This window comes from Myxococcus sp. XM-1-1-1 (genome assembly GCF_020037095.1).
Taxonomy (GTDB): domain Bacteria; phylum Myxococcota; class Myxococcia; order Myxococcales; family Myxococcaceae; genus Myxococcus; species Myxococcus fulvus.
The window spans coordinates 170,661-188,482 of sequence record NZ_JAIQDH010000013.1; the positions used below are offsets into that span (position 1 = coordinate 170,661).

General features: G+C 71.5%; 17 protein-coding genes. 9 read left to right on the plus strand and 8 right to left on the minus strand.

Features of this window, described 5'->3' with window-relative positions:
• Position 1 precedes the first annotated feature (1 nt).
• Positions 2-958, plus strand: a complete 957-nt coding sequence (locus tag K8640_RS24515; RefSeq protein WP_223749265.1) for a hypothetical protein — start codon at positions 2-4, stop codon at positions 956-958.
• A gap of 422 nt (positions 959-1,380) precedes the next feature.
• Positions 1,381-1,965, plus strand: a complete 585-nt coding sequence (locus tag K8640_RS24520) for a hypothetical protein (protein WP_223749266.1) — start codon at positions 1,381-1,383, stop codon at positions 1,963-1,965.
• Positions 1,966-2,011: 46 nt separating this feature from the next.
• Here the strand turns inward: K8640_RS24520 and K8640_RS24525 are convergent, their stop codons facing one another.
• The 3 genes from K8640_RS24525 to K8640_RS24535 are packed head-to-tail and all read right to left on the minus strand — an operon-like array spanning position 2,012 to position 3,601.
• Positions 2,012-2,566: a hypothetical protein gene (locus K8640_RS24525; RefSeq protein ID WP_223749267.1), complete on the minus strand. Its 555-nt coding sequence runs from the start codon at positions 2,564-2,566 to the stop codon at positions 2,012-2,014.
• 3 nt (positions 2,567-2,569) lie between these two features.
• Positions 2,570-3,331, minus strand: coding sequence for a hypothetical protein (locus K8640_RS24530; protein WP_223749268.1), 762 nt, complete (start codon positions 3,329-3,331; stop codon positions 2,570-2,572).
• A 45-nt stretch (positions 3,332-3,376) separates the two neighbouring features.
• Positions 3,377-3,601, minus strand: coding sequence for a hypothetical protein (locus K8640_RS24535; protein ID WP_141326892.1), 225 nt, complete (start codon positions 3,599-3,601; stop codon positions 3,377-3,379).
• Positions 3,602-3,772: 171 nt separating this feature from the next.
• On the opposite strand from K8640_RS24535, the gene K8640_RS24540 reads away from it, so the two are divergent.
• Positions 3,773-4,432, plus strand: coding sequence for a hypothetical protein (locus K8640_RS24540; RefSeq protein ID WP_141333115.1), 660 nt, complete (start codon positions 3,773-3,775; stop codon positions 4,430-4,432).
• Here K8640_RS24540 and K8640_RS24545 read toward each other — a convergent pair.
• Together K8640_RS24545 and K8640_RS24550 are read right to left on the minus strand one after the other, a co-directional pair.
• The gene (locus K8640_RS24545) at positions 4,324-5,319 is read right to left on the minus strand and encodes a hypothetical protein (RefSeq protein ID WP_223749269.1); all 996 of its coding nucleotides are present in this window, start codon (positions 5,317-5,319) and stop codon (positions 4,324-4,326) included. The genes K8640_RS24540 and K8640_RS24545 overlap by 109 nt on opposite strands.
• 92 nt (positions 5,320-5,411) lie before the next feature.
• Positions 5,412-5,789: a hypothetical protein gene (locus K8640_RS24550; RefSeq protein WP_141333117.1), complete on the minus strand. Its 378-nt coding sequence runs from the start codon at positions 5,787-5,789 to the stop codon at positions 5,412-5,414.
• Positions 5,790-5,919: 130 nt separating this feature from the next.
• On the opposite strand from K8640_RS24550, the gene K8640_RS24555 reads away from it, so the two are divergent.
• On the plus strand, positions 5,920-6,420 hold the full coding sequence (locus K8640_RS24555; protein WP_223749270.1) for a macro domain-containing protein: 501 nt from the start codon (positions 5,920-5,922) through the stop codon (positions 6,418-6,420).
• A gap of 77 nt (positions 6,421-6,497) precedes the next feature.
• On the opposite strand, the gene K8640_RS24560 is transcribed toward K8640_RS24555, so the two are convergent.
• Entirely contained in the window at positions 6,498-8,261 is a 1,764-nt protein-coding gene (locus K8640_RS24560; protein ID WP_223749271.1) for an ABC transporter ATP-binding protein, read from the minus strand.
• A 158-nt stretch (positions 8,262-8,419) separates the two neighbouring features.
• Between K8640_RS24560 and K8640_RS24565 the strand changes: the two genes are divergently transcribed.
• The 4 genes from K8640_RS24565 to K8640_RS24580 all read left to right on the plus strand — a co-directional run bounded on the left by K8640_RS24565 (position 8,420) and on the right by K8640_RS24580 (position 14,205).
• The gene (locus K8640_RS24565) at positions 8,420-8,860 is read left to right on the plus strand and encodes a hypothetical protein (RefSeq protein ID WP_046710872.1); all 441 of its coding nucleotides are present in this window, start codon (positions 8,420-8,422) and stop codon (positions 8,858-8,860) included.
• A 174-nt stretch (positions 8,861-9,034) separates the two neighbouring features.
• Positions 9,035-10,165 (plus strand): molecular chaperone DnaJ, encoded by a 1,131-nt coding sequence (gene dnaJ, locus K8640_RS24570; protein ID WP_223749272.1) that lies wholly within the window; start codon positions 9,035-9,037, stop codon positions 10,163-10,165.
• A gap of 249 nt (positions 10,166-10,414) precedes the next feature.
• Positions 10,415-12,583: an ABC transporter substrate-binding protein gene (locus K8640_RS24575; protein WP_223749273.1), complete on the plus strand. Its 2,169-nt coding sequence runs from the start codon at positions 10,415-10,417 to the stop codon at positions 12,581-12,583.
• Positions 12,580-14,205 carry a WD40 repeat domain-containing protein gene (locus tag K8640_RS24580; protein WP_223749274.1) on the plus strand — a complete coding sequence of 542 codons (1,626 nt, stop codon included), beginning with the start codon at positions 12,580-12,582 and terminating at the stop codon, positions 14,203-14,205. Before K8640_RS24575 ends, K8640_RS24580 begins: the two co-directional genes overlap by 4 nt.
• Here K8640_RS24580 and K8640_RS24585 read toward each other — a convergent pair.
• Positions 14,199-14,891 carry an NAD-binding oxidoreductase gene (locus tag K8640_RS24585; protein WP_223749275.1) on the minus strand — a complete coding sequence of 231 codons (693 nt, stop codon included), beginning with the start codon at positions 14,889-14,891 and terminating at the stop codon, positions 14,199-14,201. The genes K8640_RS24580 and K8640_RS24585 overlap by 7 nt on opposite strands.
• 88 nt (positions 14,892-14,979) lie before the next feature.
• On the opposite strand from K8640_RS24585, the gene K8640_RS24590 reads away from it, so the two are divergent.
• A complete protein-coding gene (locus K8640_RS24590; RefSeq protein WP_223749276.1) occupies positions 14,980-15,720 on the plus strand; it encodes a transglycosylase domain-containing protein in 741 nt (246 codons plus the stop codon).
• Positions 15,721-15,756: 36 nt separating this feature from the next.
• On the opposite strand, the gene K8640_RS24595 is transcribed toward K8640_RS24590, so the two are convergent.
• Positions 15,757-17,802, minus strand: coding sequence for a serine/threonine protein kinase (locus K8640_RS24595; RefSeq protein ID WP_223749277.1), 2,046 nt, complete (start codon positions 17,800-17,802; stop codon positions 15,757-15,759).
• Positions 17,803-17,822 lie beyond the last annotated feature (20 nt).

A 17,822-nucleotide genomic window follows, 5' to 3' on the forward strand; every position in this document is an offset into this window, starting at 1 on the left:
CATGCGCTCGCGACGCGCGGCACGACGAGGTCAGTCGCTCATCGAGACGGCGCTGGGGTTGATGGTGTTCGTCACCATCCTCCTGTTCGGCATCTACTTCGCGGAGGTGGGCGCGCTGACGCTGAAGGTGCAGGAGGCCGCCAACTTCGCGCTCTGGAACGCCACGGGGCGCGTGATGCACGACCCGGCGGCGGGGGAGTGGCAGCGGCCCTCCGCGGTGACGGGCGCGCTGGCGGAGGCGAACGGGCGCTACGTGGATTACGACGGGCGCAGCCGCATGGACGGAGCGGGTGGGGTGCCGGTGCAGCTCGCCGTCGCTCGCGCGCAGCCCATCCAGGTGGACTGCGAGCCGGAGCTCCCGGCGGGAGTCCCCACGCTGGAGCCGCAGCATGCGGGAGGGCCGCTGGCGACGATGCGGGTGGCGTCGCCGGGCATGCGCTGCACGGCGTCCACGCGGCTTCGCGCCGAGCGCATCGGCCGCTTCATGGAGCCGAGCTTCTTCCAGACCTCGCAGCGCGCGGCGGCGGCGACGTTCCGCGTGTGCGCGGCGGGGCGCGCGACGGCGGGCGAGTGCCGGGGGCGGTTCGGGGTGTTCCTGGACGACTGGGGTCTGTCGACGGTGGCGGAGGGACGGGCCTGCGCGCTGAGCATCAACAGCGGCAGGGTGTGTGGCAACCCGGACTACTACCTCTGGGCGGAGCGGGTGTACCGGCGCAACGGTGGTGGCGGGAACGCGGGCTCGGCGCTGGCGGGCCTGGTGGGCGCGGAGTCGGTCAACGAGGACCAGTTCTTCATGAGCTTCCGGGGCGAGGAGGACCGCTACGAGGAGAACATCGGCGCCACGCACGCGGGCGGCCAGTCCGTCTGGGAGACGACGCCGTTCCGGGCCTCGAACCTGGCGCGCCGGTACGACGTTCCCCGGGAGAACCGGTGGCTGGGTGGAGTGCGGGTGCGGTGAGGTCCGTGCTCGCCGTCCTGTGCCTGCTGGGCACGGCGCCTGTCGCCGCGAGCACGCCGGGGGGCGAGCAGGAGCCCGTGAAGCGAGGCTCGCCGAGCACGGGCATCTCGGAGCCGAAGTCTCGGCGCGCGGCCCGGGCGAGCGACCTGGCGCGGCCTGATTCAAACCTGGTGCGCCCTGGTGCGAGTCCGAACACCGCGCCATCGGGCACTCCGAGCGTCGTGGGCGCGGGCACTGCCACCGCGAAATCGAGCACTGCGCCATCGAGCGCATCACGCGCAGGTCGCGCGGGCACGCCCGCAGCGAAGTCGGGCCCCACGTCATCGAACGCGTCTCGTGCCACAAGCGCGAGCGACGCCGCGAAGTCCGGCGCAAGCCCCTCCGCGGACACCGGACCACGCTTCGCGTGGCCGTCGCTGCGCGTGCTCGAACAGGTGGACGCCAGCGAGGTGCTCGACGCCAACGGCGTACCCGTGGTGCTCCGCGCCGTGGTGGTGAAGGACTCCGCGCAGGACCTGGTGCAGCGCTTCGCGGATGCCTTCCGCGCGGGCGGCCTCCACGTCCCTCCAGGCTCCGAGCAGCCGCAGCTCGCCAGCGGCGCGGCCATGCTCACCGGCGTCGACATGTACCGGGGGCTCACCTACACCGTCATCCTCCAGCCTCAGGAGGGCGGCGTCACGCTCGTGTACCTGGGCGAGGCCAACCACGCCCTGGCCCGCGAGCCGAGCCTCGCCGGTGACGTCGCCACGCTCCCTCCCGGCGCGCACGGCGTGATGCGCGTGAGCGACGAGAGCTCCAGGACGCTGTCCTTCCAGGTCCCCATGTCCGAGGCCGAGGTGCGCGCCTTCTACGCCCAGGCGTTGGGGCGCGACGGCTGGCGGCTCGCCGACGGGGAGACGTCCGTCTACACCCGTCCCGGTGAGGAGCTGCGCATCATCCAGGCACCCGCCGAGAAGGGGCTGCGCTCCGTGGTGCTCGTGCACCGGGGTCGACTTCGCGGGCCCTGAGGCGCGTGTCGTCGCGCCACGTCCCGTCGGACACCACCCTTGCGACTCAGGCGCGCAGCTTCTCGCGCAGCGCCTTGGCGCGGCCCTGCATGTCCGGGTCCATGCTGGTCAGCTCCACCGACTTCAGCCGCTGGTCCAGGCTCTGCGGCTTCTTCTGCAGCTTGCCCTCCTCCACCAGCACCTCCAGCCGGGCCAGCGCCTTGTCGACGATGCGCTCGCGCGGGTGGTCCAGCAGGCTGTCGAGGAAGTACGCGTCCTCGGGCAGCTCCGGGTACTTCTCCAGGTAGTCCACCACGGCCTTCACCCAGTCGGCGCGCGTCTCGGACTCCGTCACCTTCTGCATGGCCTGCTTCTGGGCCTTGCGCTTGCCCTCCGGGTCGAACGTCTTCGCCAGGCCCTCGGGCAGCTCGCCGCCCGTGAAGAGCGCGTCCGCGGCGGCCTTGTACTTCTGGTAGCTCGCGCTGCGTTCAATCTTCTGCTGCGCGGGGTCATCCTGGCGCGAGTGGTACTTGCTGCCCTTGGCGCGGCCCGCGTCGATTTCGCGCCACGTCTTGTTGCGCTTCCCGGAGAAGCCGCCGCCGTCGTCGTTGTCCTTGGCCATCCTTCATCTCCCCTTGCGTGCGCCCCAGAGCGCCGCGAGTCCGCGTTGGACGAGGGTGCGCACCACCTCCAGCTCCTGTGCGGTCAGGGGCTGCTCCTCGTCCTGCTCCGCCTCGAAGAGCGCCTCGGCCGCGTACGTCCGCAGCGACTCGGGCACCGGTGGAGCCGTCGTGTCCGCCACCAGCGCCGCCGGGCGCACCGAAGCGACTCCCGGCGACCAACCCAGCTCCAGCATGGCGTACAGCTCGAAGAGCAGGTGGCGGGCGACCCCGTATCCTTCGTCCGTGAGCCCCGCGGCGTCAAGCGCGCCCAGCAGGGCATCCTGTCGGTTCTCGAAGGCGTGCATCAGCCGCGTGCGCGCCTTCTCGTCATCCTCCAGATAACGCCAGGCCGTCTCGATGAATTCGCTCGAGGGCTCGCCCGGGTGGAAGTCCGCAGGCGCGACGGGCCGGCTCTTCTTCGGCCGGGGCGGCCGCTCCCCGTCCTCCAGGCGCACCCCGCGCCCCTCCACCACCAGGTCCCAGAGCCCCAAGAGGTTCTGGTAGAGCTTGCGCGCGATGTCCGGCGACGGGAAGCGCGGCTCGCCCTCGAAGAGCCCCGGGATGACGTCGCCCTGGGGGCGGCCCCTGGCGTGCGCCGCCTGCATGCGGGCGAACACCTCCGCGGTGTCGTACGGGCTGCCGGACAGCTCCAGCAATCCATCCAGCATCGACGCGCCCTCGAACTGGCGCTGGAAGTCACTGCCTCGGTCCTTGGAGCGGCTCATGGCGGCGGGACGCTTACCCCGGCGGGCTGCCGAGCGCACGCGGCATCAGGAGTCCTGGGGCCACTCGCCCATCAGGTCGTCCTGGCGCTCCTTCGGGTTGGACGTCCACTCGAAGTCCTCCGGGACGTGGCCGCCGCCGTGCTGGCGCGTGCCGTCCCAGCTCACCTGTCCGGTGAGGAAGTGCTCGTCGGGCTCCCCCGTGATGGGCGCGCGCTCGTCGGGCAGCGTGAAGGGCGTCTCCAGGGGTTCTTTGGGGATGAGGATGGGCATGGCGGACCTCGCTGCGCAGGCGTCGGGCGCGCCAGGTGTTGGCTGGCGCACGCGCCCGTCACCCCTTCAACGTGGGCAGGCGGCCGCGGCCGCGGGAGCCTTTGGGGGCGGGCGGGCGGGGGCATGGCCGCCTTCCGTTTCGGAGCCGGCGCACTTAGTCTCCCATCCCGAATGGCCGAGTCCTCGCCGGAGACGTTGAAGACCGCGGTGCTGGCCCTCTCCCGCGTCCACGCGGTGGAGGGTCCGCCGGGAGAGAACGGGCTGCGCACCGTCTGGCACATGGGGACCGACGGCGCGGAGCTGATGTCCCAGGTGGACTCCGACGGGCGCGTGCGCAGGCAGGAGCTGACGCTGCTGGAGGACCACTACATGTGGGCCAGCGGCGAGGGCGTGCGCACCGGCCGCGTGGAGGCCCACGGCGGCCCCACGGTGCCCGTGGTGAAGGCGGACCCTCAGCTGGTCCCCCACCGGCTCGTGCGCGCCGCCCAGGCGATGGGCACGTACACCGGCCAGGACCGCTACATCCTCCACATGCAGCGCGTGCTGGCGCTCGCCCGCGAGGGCCTGGAGATGGCCGGCGCGGGCGTCATCGTCCGCGAGTCCCAGCGCCCGTCCGAGCCCACGTTGCCCTCACTGGAGTCCGCGCCCGTGTCCCCGCCCGTCACGCCCGAGCCGTCGTCGCAGGAGGAGCAGGTCCAGTACGTGTTCGGCGCGCCGCATCCTCACGAGGTGGCGCCGCCGGTGTCGCGAGGCTCCGAGGGCATGGTGATGCTCGCCGTGTTCGGCGTGGGGGTGGTGGTGGGCCTCCTGTTGCTCATCTGGCTGCTCTGAGCGGGGGCGATTTCCAGGCCGAGCAGTCGCAGCATGTCCAGCGTGGTGGGCACCGTGTCTCGGGGCAGGGTGACGTGGGTGGTGCGCGCCACCGAGCGCACCGGGTGCAGGTCCATCACCAGCAGCGCCGTCACGGCGGCCGCGGGCACCAGCCTGGGGACCCAGCGCGGCCTGCGGTGGGAGGGGTCCTGGCGGCTGAGGCCGCGCGCCAGCAGCATGATGCCCAGCACGACCAGCACCGACGTGCACATCCACCGCAGCTCGCGCAGCCGCACGGCGGACTCCATGCCGAAGGACACCCACTCCTCGCGCCCGGCATGGGGCACCTCTCCCAGGCCGGTGAGCATCTCCAGGAAGTGACGCGCCTCCAGCGCGCCCACCGCCGCCACGGACGCCAGCGCCGCCGTCACCCCGCTGGCCAGCAGCAGCCCCCGGGCACGCCGCGCGCCCCCGGCCTCGTCCGCGCACGCAGGGCCGAAGCGCGCCAGCGCCAGCCCCAGCGAGAGTCCCAGCAACAGCGCGGTGCTCGTCCACGCGCCCAACAGTCGGGGGGCCATGGCCTGGCCGGTGCTCAGGGCGACATCCAGCGCGGTGTCCTGCGTGGACAGCCGAGTCAGGCTGGACATCGCGCGGCCCACCAGCACCTCGGTGCCGAGCAGCCCCACCATCCACGGCAGCGTGGCCATGCCCAGCATCACCGCCAGCGGTACCCGACGACCCAGCCCCGTGCTCGCCAGGGCCAGCGACAACAGCGGCAGCTCCACCAGCAACGACAGGGCCACCATCGCGGCGAAAGGACCCGCTGCGTCCACCACCTCCGCCAACGCCTCCGGGCCGTTCATCAGCGGTGCGAGCGTGAAGCACCACACGACGACAGTGACCGGCACGGCCGAGGCGACGCAGAGTGCAGGGGCGAGACGGGGCCGCAGAGTAACAAGCATTCCCGGATAGACTAGTCTCTCCAGGTAATTCTTGGAATTCAGACTGGGGGACGACCGATGAGCCAGTACACGACGGTGGAGAGCGCGCCGGCGATGGGGGAGGCGAGCACACCCAGCAGGTAGAGCTGCGGGCACCCGCCCTCGGCGCAGCCGATGCGGCCGTAGGCGAGGGCGCCGGCGAGCAGGAGCGGCACGTGCATGCCGATGAAGAAGATGCCCAGGCCCCGCACGACGAGCCCGCGGTACCAGGTGCGGGTCCACAATCGGAAGACGACGGGGACCAGGACGAGGGTGCTGGTGGTGGCGGCGGCGAGCACCCCCTGGCGCGCGGACACCGCCACGCACGCGAGGGCGGCGAGTGCCAGGGAGGGCACCAGGAGCAACGCGTTGAGGGACAGGGGCTCCCGGTGACGCATGACGCGCTCGGGACGCTGGCAGAGCAGGTGCCCGGAGGCAAGCACCGCGCGCGCGGGTGTCCGGCACTTGCCGCGAGGCGGGAGCGCTCCTTCTGGTATCTGCGTGAAGGAGAACCCACGGAGGTCGCGGATGCTGGAGCGGGGCGAGGGGAATCTGTTGGACGCGAAGGTGGACGCGCTCGTCAACGCGGTGAACACCGTGGGCGTCATGGGCAAGGGGCTCGCGCTCCAGTTCAAGCAGGCCTTCCCGGAGACCTTCGCGCCCTATGTGCATGCGTGTGAGACGGGAGCGCTCTCCATCGGACGTGTGCACGTGGTGCGGCGCACAAGCCCTCCGCGCTTCATCATCCACTTCCCGACCAAGGCACATTGGCGAGAGCCGTCGCGGCTCGAGTACATCCGCGATGGGCTGACGAGCCTCGTCGCCGTCGTGCGCGAGCAGGGGATTGGCTCGTTGGCGCTGCCAGCGCTCGGCTGTGGCCTGGGTGGGCTCGACTGGGCGGACGTGAAGCCAAGGGTGGAGCGCGCCTTCGCGGACCTGCCCGACGTGCGCGTCGTGGTGTTCGAGCCCGGTGGACCCCAGGCGCCGGCGAAGCAATCCCGGCGGCGCGGTCCGACACGCAAGCCCTGACCCGCGCGCGCCCTTGCTTGCGGCCTCGCGGCGCGTGTGCGGCTTCCGCGTGAGTGTTCTCCGCGATGAAGCGGGCCTTACGCTGCGACCGCGCCCTCACCCAGCAGTCGCGTGTACCGGCCGCGCAGCGCGAGCAGCTCCGCGTGGGTGCCCGCCTCGACGATGCGGCCTTCTTCCACCACGGCGATGACGTCCGCGTCGCGCACGGTGGACAACCGGTGCGCAATCACCAGCACCGTGCGCCCGCGCATCAGCGTCTCCAGCCCCGCGCCCACCGCGGCCTCGCTCGCCGCGTCCAGCGCGCTCGTGGGCTCATCCAGCAGCAACACCGACGGCTTGCACAGGAACGCGCGGGCCAGCGCCAGCCGCTGCCGCTGGCCACCCGACAGCCGCGCGCCGCGCTCGCCCACGGACTCGTCCAGTCCCCCCGGCAGCGCGCGCACGAAGTCCTCCGCGTGCGCCAGCTTCAGCGCCTCCCACAGCTCCGCGTCCGTCGCCTCCGGCCGTCCCAGCCGCAGGTTGTGTCGCACCGTCCCCGAGAACAGCACCGGCTCCTGCGGCACCCACGCCAGCTGCCCGCGCACGCTCGACGGCTTGAGCGACGACAGCGGCGCGTCGTCCCACAGCACCTGTCCGCCCGATGTCGGCAGGAAGCCCAGCAGCACGGAGAACAGCGTCGTCTTCCCCGCGCCGGACGGCCCCACCAGCGCCACGCGCCTGCCCGCGGGCACCACCAGGTCCACGCCGCGCAGCGCCTCGCGCCCGTCCTGGTACGTGGCCCTCACGTCCTTGAGCACCAGGGCCCTCGACAGCGGCCGGGCGTCGTCCCCCGTGTCCGGCGGCGAGGGCTCGTCCGCGATGGCGAACAGCCGCTCCGCCGCGGCCAGGCCCGTGAGCACCTGCGACAGCGTGCCGCTCAGCGACTTCACCGGCTGGTACAAGAGCAGCGCCGCGGCCAGGAACGACAGCAGCCGTCCGGCCAGCTCCGGGTCCGCCGACACCGCGCGCGCCCCCCACGCCACCGCCATGGCCACGCCCGCGATGCCCAGCAGCTCCACCGTGGGGCTCACCGCGCCGCGCAGGAACAGCGAGCGGCGCATCTCGCCCAGGTACTTGTCCGCCTCCACGTCGAAGGCCTCGAGCGCGCGCGCCTGCCCGCCGTAGGCCTGCACCACCGGCAGGTTCTGGAGCTGCTCGGCCATCAGCGACGTCTGCACGCCCAGGCTCTGCAGCGAGCGGGCGGCGACCTTCTTCAGCGAGCGGGCGAAGCGATTGATGGGCAGCACGGTCACCGGCACCACGATGAACGTGAAGAGGAAAAGCTTCGCGTCGATGAGGAAGCACGTCGTCAACAGGGCCAACGCCTGCAGCCCGTCCTTCACGTACGATGACAGCGCCTGCGTGATGGAGAACTCCACCAACGGTACGTCCGACGTGAAGCGCGCGAGCAGCTCTCCCGAGTGACGCCGCTCGAAGAACGCGGGCGGCTGTCCGAGCAGGCGCCCGTAGAGGAAGCCTCTCAAATCCGCCATCACCCGCTGGCCCAGCCGCTGCATCAGCCCGCCCTGGAGGAACTGGGCCGCGGCCTTCACCAGCGCGAGCGCGATGACCACCAGCGGCAGCCGTCGCAACAACGCATCACCCGGCAGCGACACGCCCGCCACCGTGACGGGCTGACTCGTCAGCACCGCGCGCAACAGGGGGCCGACGACCCACGCGTACGCGGACGTGGCCATCGCGGCCACCAGGGACGCGCCCACGCCCGCCGCGAGCAACGGGCGGTAGGGTCGCAGATAGCCGAGGAGTCGGCGGTAGACGTGTGCGGAAGGACGAGGAGCCACTGTTCGGCGGCGGACTCTGTCACCGAGTCGTCGGGAGGTCCACGTCCAGGGGCGACCGGAGCGTCGTGCCTCGTCGCCTGCCCTGCCACCAAGCATCATTGGCAGGCAAGCCCATTCCATTGCCCCCCTCCATCCCTGCGGACAGCTTCAGGGGAGCCATGGACACCAATAACGAAAAAGAGGTCCTTTTCAATCCGGGCTGCGAGCCGGTGGTTGAAGACGAGGAGCGCCGCCGGCTCCTGTGGCTCATGGCCGAGTACTTCCGCACCATCGGATACACGGACATCAAGGCCCGTCTCCCCGGCTTCATGCCGCCTCCCATCCTGTCGGGCACCATCGAGGATGCGCGTCCCGACTTCACCTGCCGCCAGTCCGACTCGGCGCGCACACCCATCATCCTGGAGATCGTCACCCCGAGCATGGTCGAGGAGCCGACCGCGGAGAACCGCTGGAGCCTGCTCGCCAGCGCCGCCAAGCTCTACAACGCGGAGCTGCACTTCGTGGTGCCCAAGTGGGCCTCCACCGGCGCCGTGGACCCGACGCTCAAGCGTCGCCTCGCCCGCATGGAGCTGACCGCCAACCGCGTGTGGACCGTCTAGGCCCACCCGCCCCAACCGAGGCTCGACGCCCTCTTCGACCGCCCGGCGGGCCCCACGGCCCCCGGGCGGCCCTCGTTTCCGCCCCCTGGATTGCTGGCGCGTTCGGCTGCGTTATAGTGACTCAGAGTTTTTCGCTGAGTCAAAAAGTCCAGCAAATTCCAGGGGTTGAAGCGAATGCCAGCGGCGGCGGGACAGAAACGCGACTACTACGAGGTCTTGGGTGTGGCCAAGACCGTCTCCGCGCAGGAGCTCAAGAGCGCGTTTCGCAAGGTGGCGCTCCAGTACCACCCGGATCGCAACCCGGGGAACAACGAGGCCGAGGAGAAGTTCAAGGAGGCCTCGGAAGCCTATGAGGTGCTGAGCGACCCCGACCGGCGGGCGAAGTACGACCGCTTCGGGCACTCGGGCAACCCCTTCGAGGGCTTCGGCGGCGCGGGTGGCGGGTTCCAGGGCGTCAACATCAACGACATCTTCGGCGAGATCTTCGGCGACATCTTCGGCGGCGGCCGGGGTGGCGGACGTCGCACCAGCTCGCGTGGCGCGGACCTGCGCTACAACCTGGAGATCACCTTCGAGGAGGCCGCGTTCGGCAGCCGGCCCAAGGTGACGATTCCCCGGCCGAAGAAGTGCGAGACGTGCAGCGGCTCGGGCAGCAAGAGCGGCGCGGGTCCGCGGCCCTGCGGCACCTGCGGTGGCAACGGCGAGCTGCGCTACACCCAGGGCTTCTTCGCGGTGTCGCGGCCGTGCGGTGACTGCGGCGGCACGGGCGCGGTGGTGCCGGACCCGTGCGCGCGCTGCAAGGGCTCGGGCAAGACGCCGTCCGAAGAGGTCATCGAGGTGGCCATCCCCGCGGGCGTGGACAACGGCACCCGCGTGCGGCTGACCGGCATGGGCGAGCCCGGCGACCGGGGCGGCCCCGCCGGCGACCTCTACGTCACCGTCATCGTCAAGGAGCACCCGCTCTTCCAGCGCGAGGAGTACGAGGTCTTCTGCGAGGTGCCCATCTCCTTCACGCACGCGGCGCTGGGCGCGAAGATCGACGTCCCCACGCTCGACGGGAAGGTGAAGATGACCATCCCCGCCGGCACCCAGTCCGGAAAAGTCTTCAGGCTCAAGGGCAAGGGCATCCCCCATCTGCACAGCCAGCAGCGCGGAGACCAGCACGTGCGCGTGGTGGTGGAGACGCCCACGGAGCTGTCCTCCAAGCAGCGCGACCTGCTCGAGAAGCTCGCGGAGCTGTCGGGCGAGGAGTCCCATCCCCAGTCGAAGAGCTTCTTCGCCAAGGTGAAGGAGCTGTTCGGCTGAGGCGTGTGAGGCCGGACCTGCCGTGTCCGGCCGGCCGCCCCACGTGGAGGCCCGGGAATCCATGGAGCGTGGCCCCCGGGCCGCGCGGGCGTGGTCCGGGTGCCGCGCCAACGTGAGGAAGTCAACGCGGCCTGGGGCAAGCGGCCGCATGGGCATGAAGGGTGCAGCAGGGGAGGGGTTCCGCGAGGAATCTTCTCCCCGCTCCGTTGTCGACGGAGGCGCGTCGCCGCTGCTATGCACCCCACTGCCATGGAAGTCCTGCCTACCTTGCGCCGCTCGCTCATCGTCGCGCTGGCCCTGCTGCTGACGGCCTGTCCTCGTTCCTCCCGCATCCCGTCCGGTGGCACCACGGGCGAGGACGTGCCCACGGGGGACCCGTTCCCGAAGAAGCCCGCCATCGAGGTGCGCAAGGACGCGTCCGCGGACGCGGCGCTCGCCCAGGCGCGGCAGACGGCCCAGGCCACGCCGGACAAGAAGCGGGCCGCGGAGGCCTACCTGTCCGTGCGCAAGGCGTACCCGGCGACGACGGCGGGCCAGGACGCGCTCTATCAGGCGGGTGTCCTGTTCTTCGAGTCGAAGGACTACGTCAACGCGCGCAAGTCCTTCAACGAGCTGCTCTTCGAGAACCCGCTCTACACCCAGGCCGAGGACGCCAAGCGCAAGCTGGCGCTGTCCGCCATGGAGGTGGGCGCGTACCGGGACGCGTACCAGACGCTGTCCAGCCTGGCCGAGCGCGCCGAGGGCGCCGAGAAGGAGCAGCTGCTGCGTGACGCGGCGCGCGCCGCCGAGGGCGCGGGCCTGTACGGCCAGTCGCTGACGATGGCGGTGGAGGAGGCGGGGCAGGCCAAGACGCAGGCGGAGCGTGACGCCGCGGTGGCCCGGGTGGAGGCGCTGGTGGAGGGCCGCGCGGACTTCGTGGACATCGCGCGCGTGGCGGACGGGCTGTCGCCGTCCAACCCGGCCTGGCCCGTGCTCACCTTCAAGCTGGCGCGCGTCTACTACCACCTGCGCGAGTGGAACCGGCTGGAGGAGACGCTCAACCGCTTCCTCGCGGAGGCGCCTGGCAGTCCGTTCGCGCCCCAGGCCCGGGAGCTGCTCGCGCGCGCCACGCGGCGCGTGGAGGCCAAGCCCCGCACGGTGGGCGTGCTGCTGCCCATGACGGGCCGCTACCAGCCCATCGGCGAGGCGGTGCTGCGCGGCATCCAGCTGGGCCTGGAGGGCAGCGACATCGAGCTGGTGGTGAAGGACACGCAGGGCGACGTGAACAAGACGGGCCAGGCGATGGAGCAGCTCGCGTTCGACGACGGCGCCATCGCTGTCTTGGGGCCGGTGCTCGCGGAGGACTCCAAGCGCGCGGCGCTGGTGGCCGAGGAGCTCCAGGTGCCGCTGCTGACCATGACGCGGCAGGATGGCGTCACGGACCTGGGCGCGTACGTCTTCCGCAACATGCTGACGAACGCCGCGCAGGCCAACGCCGTCGCGGACTACGCCATCAACGTGAAGGGCTACAAGAAGTTCGCCCTGCTGTACCCGAACATCCCCTACGGCGTGGAGCTGGCGAACGAGTTCTGGGACCAGGTGGTGGACCAGGGCGGCGTGGTGCGGGGCGCGGAGCGCTACTCGCACGACCAGACGACGTTCACCCAGGAGGCCAAGAAGCTGGTGGGCCGCTACTACCTGGAGGACCGCGGCGACTACGTCGAGGGCGTGAGGGATTTGCAGGGCGAGAACCTGGACGCGTTCCGCCGCCGCAAGGCGCTGGAGAAGGTGAAGAGCAACGTCGAGCCCATCATCGACTTCGAGGCCATCTTCATGCCGGACGACTGGCGGCGGGTGAGCCTGGTGGCCCCGGCGCTGGCGGTGGAGGACATCGTCACCAACGCGTGCGACCCGCGCGATTTGGAGCGCATCCGCAAGACGACGGGCAAGAAGGAGCTGAAGACGGTGACGCTCTTCGGCGCCAACCAGTGGAGCAGCCCCAAGGGGCGCTCGGGCCTGCCGGAGCTCATCGAGCGCGGCGGCAAGTTCGTCACCTGCTCGGTGTACGTGGACGGCTTCTTCGTGGACTCGCAGCGGCCGGCCACGCGCAACTTCGTGCGCAAGTACCGCGAGTCGTACAAGCAGGAGACGGGCAAGGACCCGGGCCTGCTGGAGGCCATCGGCTACGACTCCGGCCGCATGCTCCGCCAGCTGGTGGAGAAGAAGGAGGGCGCTCCGCGCACGCGCGCGCAGATGCGTGAGTCGCTCGCCAACCTGAAGGACTTCGACGGCGCCACGGGCCGCACCTCGTTCAACGACAAGCGCGAGGCCGTCAAGCAGCTCTTCCTCCTGTCCATCGACAACAAGGGCGTCACCGAGATCAACGTGGACAAGGAGCGCGAGAAGGCGGCCTCCGCGACGGGAGGCTCGGGTTCATGAGGGGTGGGGTGGGGCTGCTGGCGGCGGCGCTGCTGGCGGCGGGCGGTGGTGGGTGCGCGCATGGTGTCGCGACGCTGCCTCCGGACGTGGTGTCCCGGCTGGACGAGACGCCGGGCGCCTATGTCACGGGCGCGACGGCGGGGCTGGGCAAGGGCGCGGTCCTCAACCGGACGGACTTCATCTGGGGCCTGGACTTCTCGCCCCGGCAGCGGCGCGTGGCGTACACGCGGCTGGGCTCGCGCTCCTACTTCCTGACGCTGTGGGCGCTGGAGACGCCGCCCCGGAAGCTGGGCGACCCGGCCATCAACCCGTACGAGTTCGACGTGGAGGGCGTGGCCTTCTCGCCGGACGGCAGCCTGGTCGCCACCGCGGGTCGTGACGGCGCGGTGCGCCTGTTCGACGCGGCCACGGGCGAGCCCAGGGGCGTGCGCGCCACCGAGGAGCCGCTGTCCGTCGTGGCCTTCCACCCCGAGGGCCAGTGGCTGGTGGCGGGCGGCGTGAAGGGCCTGCTCACGGTGCTGGCGGTGCCGGACCTGGCCTATGTGTCCGAGGAGCGCGGGCACGAGGGGCCGGTGAGCGGCGTGGCCTTCTCTCCGGATGGGACGCTGTACTCGGGCGGCTGGGACAAGCACGTGCGCGCGTGGACCACCGAGGTCCAGTCGCTGTCGCCCCAGGAGGCGCGCGTGCGCTTCGAGCGGCGGGGGGGCTCGGCCATCGTGGTGGGCGCGCTCAACGGCAAGACGCCGGTGGGCTTCACGCTGGATGCGCGCGTGCCCCAGGTGGTCATCACCCGCGAGGCCGCGTCGCAGGCGGGCATCGACCTGTCGCAGCTGAAGGACACGGTGGATGTGCCGGGCGCGCTGGGCACGACGCAGGCGCGGGTGGCGCGGGGACAGTCGCTGCGCTTCAAGTCGCTGGAGGTGCGCGACGTGGACGTGTCGGTGTGCGACGCGTGCGTGCCGCAGGGCTTCCAGGGCGTGCTGGGCGCGCCGTTCTCCGACAAGGTGGACGTGGCCTTCGACGAGCAGACGCTGGAGGCGCGCCTCGCGCTGAAGGGCGGTGCCCAGGCGGGCGCGGCGGTGGTGGACACGCTGGTGCTCGCGCGGCGCTCGGACTTCACGTTCCCCGCGTACGTCAGCGACGTCACGGTGGACGCGCGGGGCGCCCGGCTGGGCGTGGGGTTGTCGGAGCAGAAGCCGGAGAGGGACCGCGCCGTGTACGAGCGCGAGCGCAAGGGCGTCGAGGAGCCTCGGGGCGACTTCAACGCGGGCGCGCTGGTGGACGCGGCGACGGGGAAGGTGCTGCACAAGTGGCCGGTGCACCGGGGCGTGGTGTCCACGACGGCGATTTCTCCGGATGGGCGCTCGCTCGTGTCCGGGGGCTGGGACAAGCAGGTGCACCTCTTCACCGAGGGACAGGAGGCCGCGCGGGGCTCGTACGGCTTCGATTGGTCCGTGCGCCGCGTGCGCTTCAGCCCGGATGGGCGCATGGTGGGCGTGGCCGCGTGGACGCCGCAGGTGGCCAGCAGCTCCGGTGAGAGCGACCCGTCCGCGGTGCTGCTCGACGTGGGCTACGTCGACGGCGCCACCGTGGTTCCTCCAGGGGCGCCCGTCGCTCAATAGTTGAAGAAGATGTGCTCGCGGGGCACGCCGCGCTCACGCAGTGCCTCGATGACGCCCTGGGACATGCCGGGCTGTCCGCAGACGAAGGCGCGGGCATCCGCGACGGCCTCCTCGCCCAGGTGCGTCTGCACGTAGCCGGTGAGCCCCTGCCAGCCGCTGGCGCCGGGCTGGCTGACGGTGCGCACCACCTGGACGCCGCCTTCCTCCCACGTGTGCAGCTCGCCCTGGTACGCGAAGGCCCCGGGCGTGCGCGCGCCGAAGTAGAGCTTCACGCGGCCGAAGTGCGAGCGGTCCCTTCGCACGGTGGCGATGACGGGCCGGATGGCGGAGATGCCGGAGCCGGTGGCGAACAGCAGCACGTCGTGCCCGCGCGCTCGCTCCACGGGGAAGCCCTTGCCCTCGGGCGCGGACACCTGCACCGGCGCGCCGAGCGGCAGACGGATGAGCGCGTCGGGCAGCGGGCTGCCGTCCTTGAGCAGGAACTCCCAGCGAAGCCCCTGGGCCTCGGGCGGGGAGGCGATGGCGAACATCCCCGGCTGCAGCCCGGGCAGGCACATCCGGACGTACTGGCCGGGGTGCGCGTGGGTTCCCACCAGGGGTGTGCCCTGGATGTCGAGCACGAGGTCGGTGAGCCCATCGGCTGCGGGGGTGCGGGCGGTGACGGTGGCCGGATGCCAGTCGGGCATGGTGAGTGCGGTTCTAACCCGTGTGTCGGGCGCGTGCTGCCCCTGGTAGCCTGGGGCGGTGAAGAGTCTCTTGTGGATAATCCTGTTCATGCTCGGCCTGGCCGGCGTGCTCATTCCGCTGACGTATCTCTATACGGCCAGCAAGCTGCCCCAGCTCGAGAGCGAGTTCGACGTCGAGAAGCTGCTCAAGCACAGCATCGAGGGCGAGCGGATGAGCCTGCGCGCGGGCCAGTTCGAGCGCAACCCGCGCCCCATCACCTTCAACCGGCCTGACTTCTCCCGGCTGCCCAAGGACCTGGTGGCGCTCTACATCCGCCACATGGACTGCCCGCGCTACTTCCAGACGCCGCGCGAGGACGGCGCGGCCTGGGCCTGGCGCTTGTTCGTGGGCGCCACGATGGGCTCGTCCCCGCCGGGTGAGGGCGCCTGTGAGCGGCTGCTGGCCATGCGCATCGCCCAGTCGCTGGGCATCTCCGGCAAGCTGGAGCTGACGGTCGCAGCGCACCGGCTGCACACCTTCATGCAGAAGGACCAGCTCATCGCGTACGACCTGGCCATCCTCTACTTCGAGCGAGGCATCGTCGGCGTGGAGGACGCGGCCTTCCGGCTCTTCAAGAAGGAGCTCAACGAGCTGCAGCTGGCGGAGTTCGCCGAGCTCCAGCTCGCGCTGCCGCCGTTCTACCGCTACTGGGACATCCGCCAGTGCAAGAACCCCACGGTGCTGCGGCAGGACCGCGACACGCTGCTGGGGGACCTGGCCGGGTGGAAGCTGGTGAGCGAGGACCGCGCGCGCAACGCGACGTCCCAGAAGCTGGGCTGCATGGAGTGAGCGGGACGCTCGGGCGCGCGTCGGTCCGCCCGGGCCTCACTTCTTGATGAACATCCTCTCCAGCAGGTCGATGCCCTGCTGGACATTGCGGAGGGACTCGGCGTCGCCGGCGTCCTTGGCGGCGATGCGGAGGTTGTCCAGCCGATTCAACATGGCGCCCGGGCTCGTCACCCGCTTCTGAGCCAGGAGCTCGGGCAGGGCTTCCTCCAACGATTCGATGCGCTTGAGCACCTTGGCGCGCGACTGCGGGTCCAAGGGGGTGGTGGTGGGCTTGCTCGCGCTCGAGGGCCGTCCGGCACGGGCCAGTGTCTCCGGCTCGTCGGTGGTGGAACTCGTCTCTCGCGTGGACTTCGCGAGGGCCAGTGATTTCCTCGTGGCGGTTGCCGAGCCCTCGGACCCTGCTTCGGACTCGGACGGGGCTGCGACGGGCGCGCTCGCGACGGTGGGAGCCTGCTGTGCGGTGGAGCCCGCGGGATTCTGGCCATCACCGACGGCCGAGGTTCCGACGGCGCCACCCACCCCAGGGACCTGCTGCCCGGCGCGGGTTTCATCCCGGGGAAGCGCGGCGAGCTGCGAGGTGCCAGCCTCGTTCCGAGCCGCCCCGGCGAGCTGCGCAGACCCAGCCTCGTTCCCCGCCGCCTCGGCGTGGGCTTCGTCCCGAGCCTCCGCTGCGAGACGCTCGGCGGGAGCTTCGTTCTCCGCCGCCGCGGCGTGGGCTTCGTCCCGAACCTCCGCGGCGAGCCGGTCGGCGCGAGCGTCCACCTCGCGCTGCGGCGTGAGCGGCACGGCGCGGGCCGGCTCGCGCAGTATCAACGCCGCGGCGCCGACGAGCAGCAGCGCGGCCGTCCCCACCGCCACGGCCACGGGCAGGTGCTTGCGCGCGGGCGCATCCAGCACGGCCGTCGGCCGCAGGCTCCGCTCCGCGCCCAGCTCCGTCGGCGCGGGCACGGGCGCGGTGGGCCTGCGCGAGGCGGCGTCGTCCGGGACGGACGGCTTCGGCTGGGTGGGGGCGAGCGCGCTCGCGTTGGAGTGCGTGGTGGAGCGCAGGGAGCGGCGCAGCTTGTGGAGCTGCTGCCGGAGCGCGTCCGCCGAGTTGGGGCGCGCCTCCGGGTCCTTGGTCAGCATCTGCAGGATGAACGCATCCAGCGCGGGCGGCAGGTCGGGCACGAACTCCGACGGCCGGGGCGGACGCGCCTCCACGTGCTTCATCAGCAGGTCCACCGGCGAGCTGCCGATGAAGGGCAGCCGCCCCGTCACCATCTCGAAGGTGACGACGCCCAGCGCGTAGAGGTCGGTCATCGGACCCACCTCCTGGCCTCGCGCCTGCTCCGGAGCCATGTACTCCGGCGTGCCCACCACCATGTCCGTGCGCGTCTGCGCGGTGCGGCCGGTGGGGCCCTGGCCCCGCTTGGCGAGGCCGAAGTCCAGCACCTTCACGTACCGCGAGCCGTCCGGCTGGTGGACCATGAAGATGTTGCTCGGCTTCAAATCCCGGTGCACCACGCCCGCGCCGTGCGCCGCGGCCAGCGCCGCCAGCACCTCGTCCAGGATGGGCAGCGCCTCCAGCACGGGCAGCCGCGTCCGCTCCGAGAGCACCGCGTCCAGCGGCTGGCCCTCCAGGTACTCCATGACGATGTACTGCCGGCCGTCAGGGACCTGGCCGAAGCCGAAGATGTCGATGATGCCGCGGTGGCGGATGGCGTTCACCGCGCGCGCCTCGGCGAGCAGCCGCTCCACCTGCTCGGTGGAGTGCGCCAGCTCCGGGCGCAGCACCTTCACCGCCACGCGCTTGCCGATGAGCGGCTGGATGCCCTCGTACACCAGCCCCATTCCGCCCACGCCCACCCGAGCGCGCAGCTCGTACTCACCAAGCTTCAGGCCGATGAGCGGGTCCCGCAGGGACTCCGCCGAGGCCTCCAGGGTGCTCTGCACGATGACCTTCGGCTCGTCGGCCTCCGGCGATGCCGGTGCCGGCGGTGGGACGTGGAACGCAGCGAGTGCCACGGTGCCATCCCGCGGGCACACACCGGTGTCGGCGGGGACGGGGAGACCACAGGTTTCGCAGTTCAGCTCGGAAGCCATCTCGGGAAGAAAGGCCAGCG

Excerpts from the sequence above, each read along its gene's own strand:
- K8640_RS24575 (WP_223749273.1), top strand. The coding sequence starts at position 10,415 with ATGGAAGTCCTGCCTACCTTGCGCCGCTCGCTCATCGTCGCGCTGGCC.
- K8640_RS24595 (WP_223749277.1), bottom strand. The coding sequence starts at position 17,802 with ATGGCTTCCGAGCTGAACTGCGAAACCTGTGGTCTCCCCGTCCCCGCC.
- K8640_RS24565 (WP_046710872.1), top strand. The coding sequence starts at position 8,420 with ATGGACACCAATAACGAAAAAGAGGTCCTTTTCAATCCGGGCTGCGAG.
- dnaJ (WP_223749272.1), top strand. The coding sequence starts at position 9,035 with ATGCCAGCGGCGGCGGGACAGAAACGCGACTACTACGAGGTCTTGGGT.
- K8640_RS24530 (WP_223749268.1), bottom strand. The coding sequence starts at position 3,331 with ATGAGCCGCTCCAAGGACCGAGGCAGTGACTTCCAGCGCCAGTTCGAG.
- K8640_RS24550 (WP_141333117.1), bottom strand. The coding sequence starts at position 5,789 with ATGCGTCACCGGGAGCCCCTGTCCCTCAACGCGTTGCTCCTGGTGCCC.
- K8640_RS24525 (WP_223749267.1), bottom strand. The coding sequence starts at position 2,566 with ATGGCCAAGGACAACGACGACGGCGGCGGCTTCTCCGGGAAGCGCAAC.
- K8640_RS24515 (WP_223749265.1), top strand. The coding sequence starts at position 2 with ATGCGCTCGCGACGCGCGGCACGACGAGGTCAGTCGCTCATCGAGACG.
- K8640_RS24540 (WP_141333115.1), top strand. The coding sequence starts at position 3,773 with ATGGCCGAGTCCTCGCCGGAGACGTTGAAGACCGCGGTGCTGGCCCTC.
- K8640_RS24585 (WP_223749275.1), bottom strand. The coding sequence starts at position 14,891 with ATGCCCGACTGGCATCCGGCCACCGTCACCGCCCGCACCCCCGCAGCC.
- K8640_RS24580 (WP_223749274.1), top strand. The coding sequence starts at position 12,580 with ATGAGGGGTGGGGTGGGGCTGCTGGCGGCGGCGCTGCTGGCGGCGGGC.
- K8640_RS24535 (WP_141326892.1), bottom strand. The coding sequence starts at position 3,601 with ATGCCCATCCTCATCCCCAAAGAACCCCTGGAGACGCCCTTCACGCTG.
- K8640_RS24555 (WP_223749270.1), top strand. The coding sequence starts at position 5,920 with ATGCTGGAGCGGGGCGAGGGGAATCTGTTGGACGCGAAGGTGGACGCG.
- K8640_RS24590 (WP_223749276.1), top strand. The coding sequence starts at position 14,980 with ATGCTCGGCCTGGCCGGCGTGCTCATTCCGCTGACGTATCTCTATACG.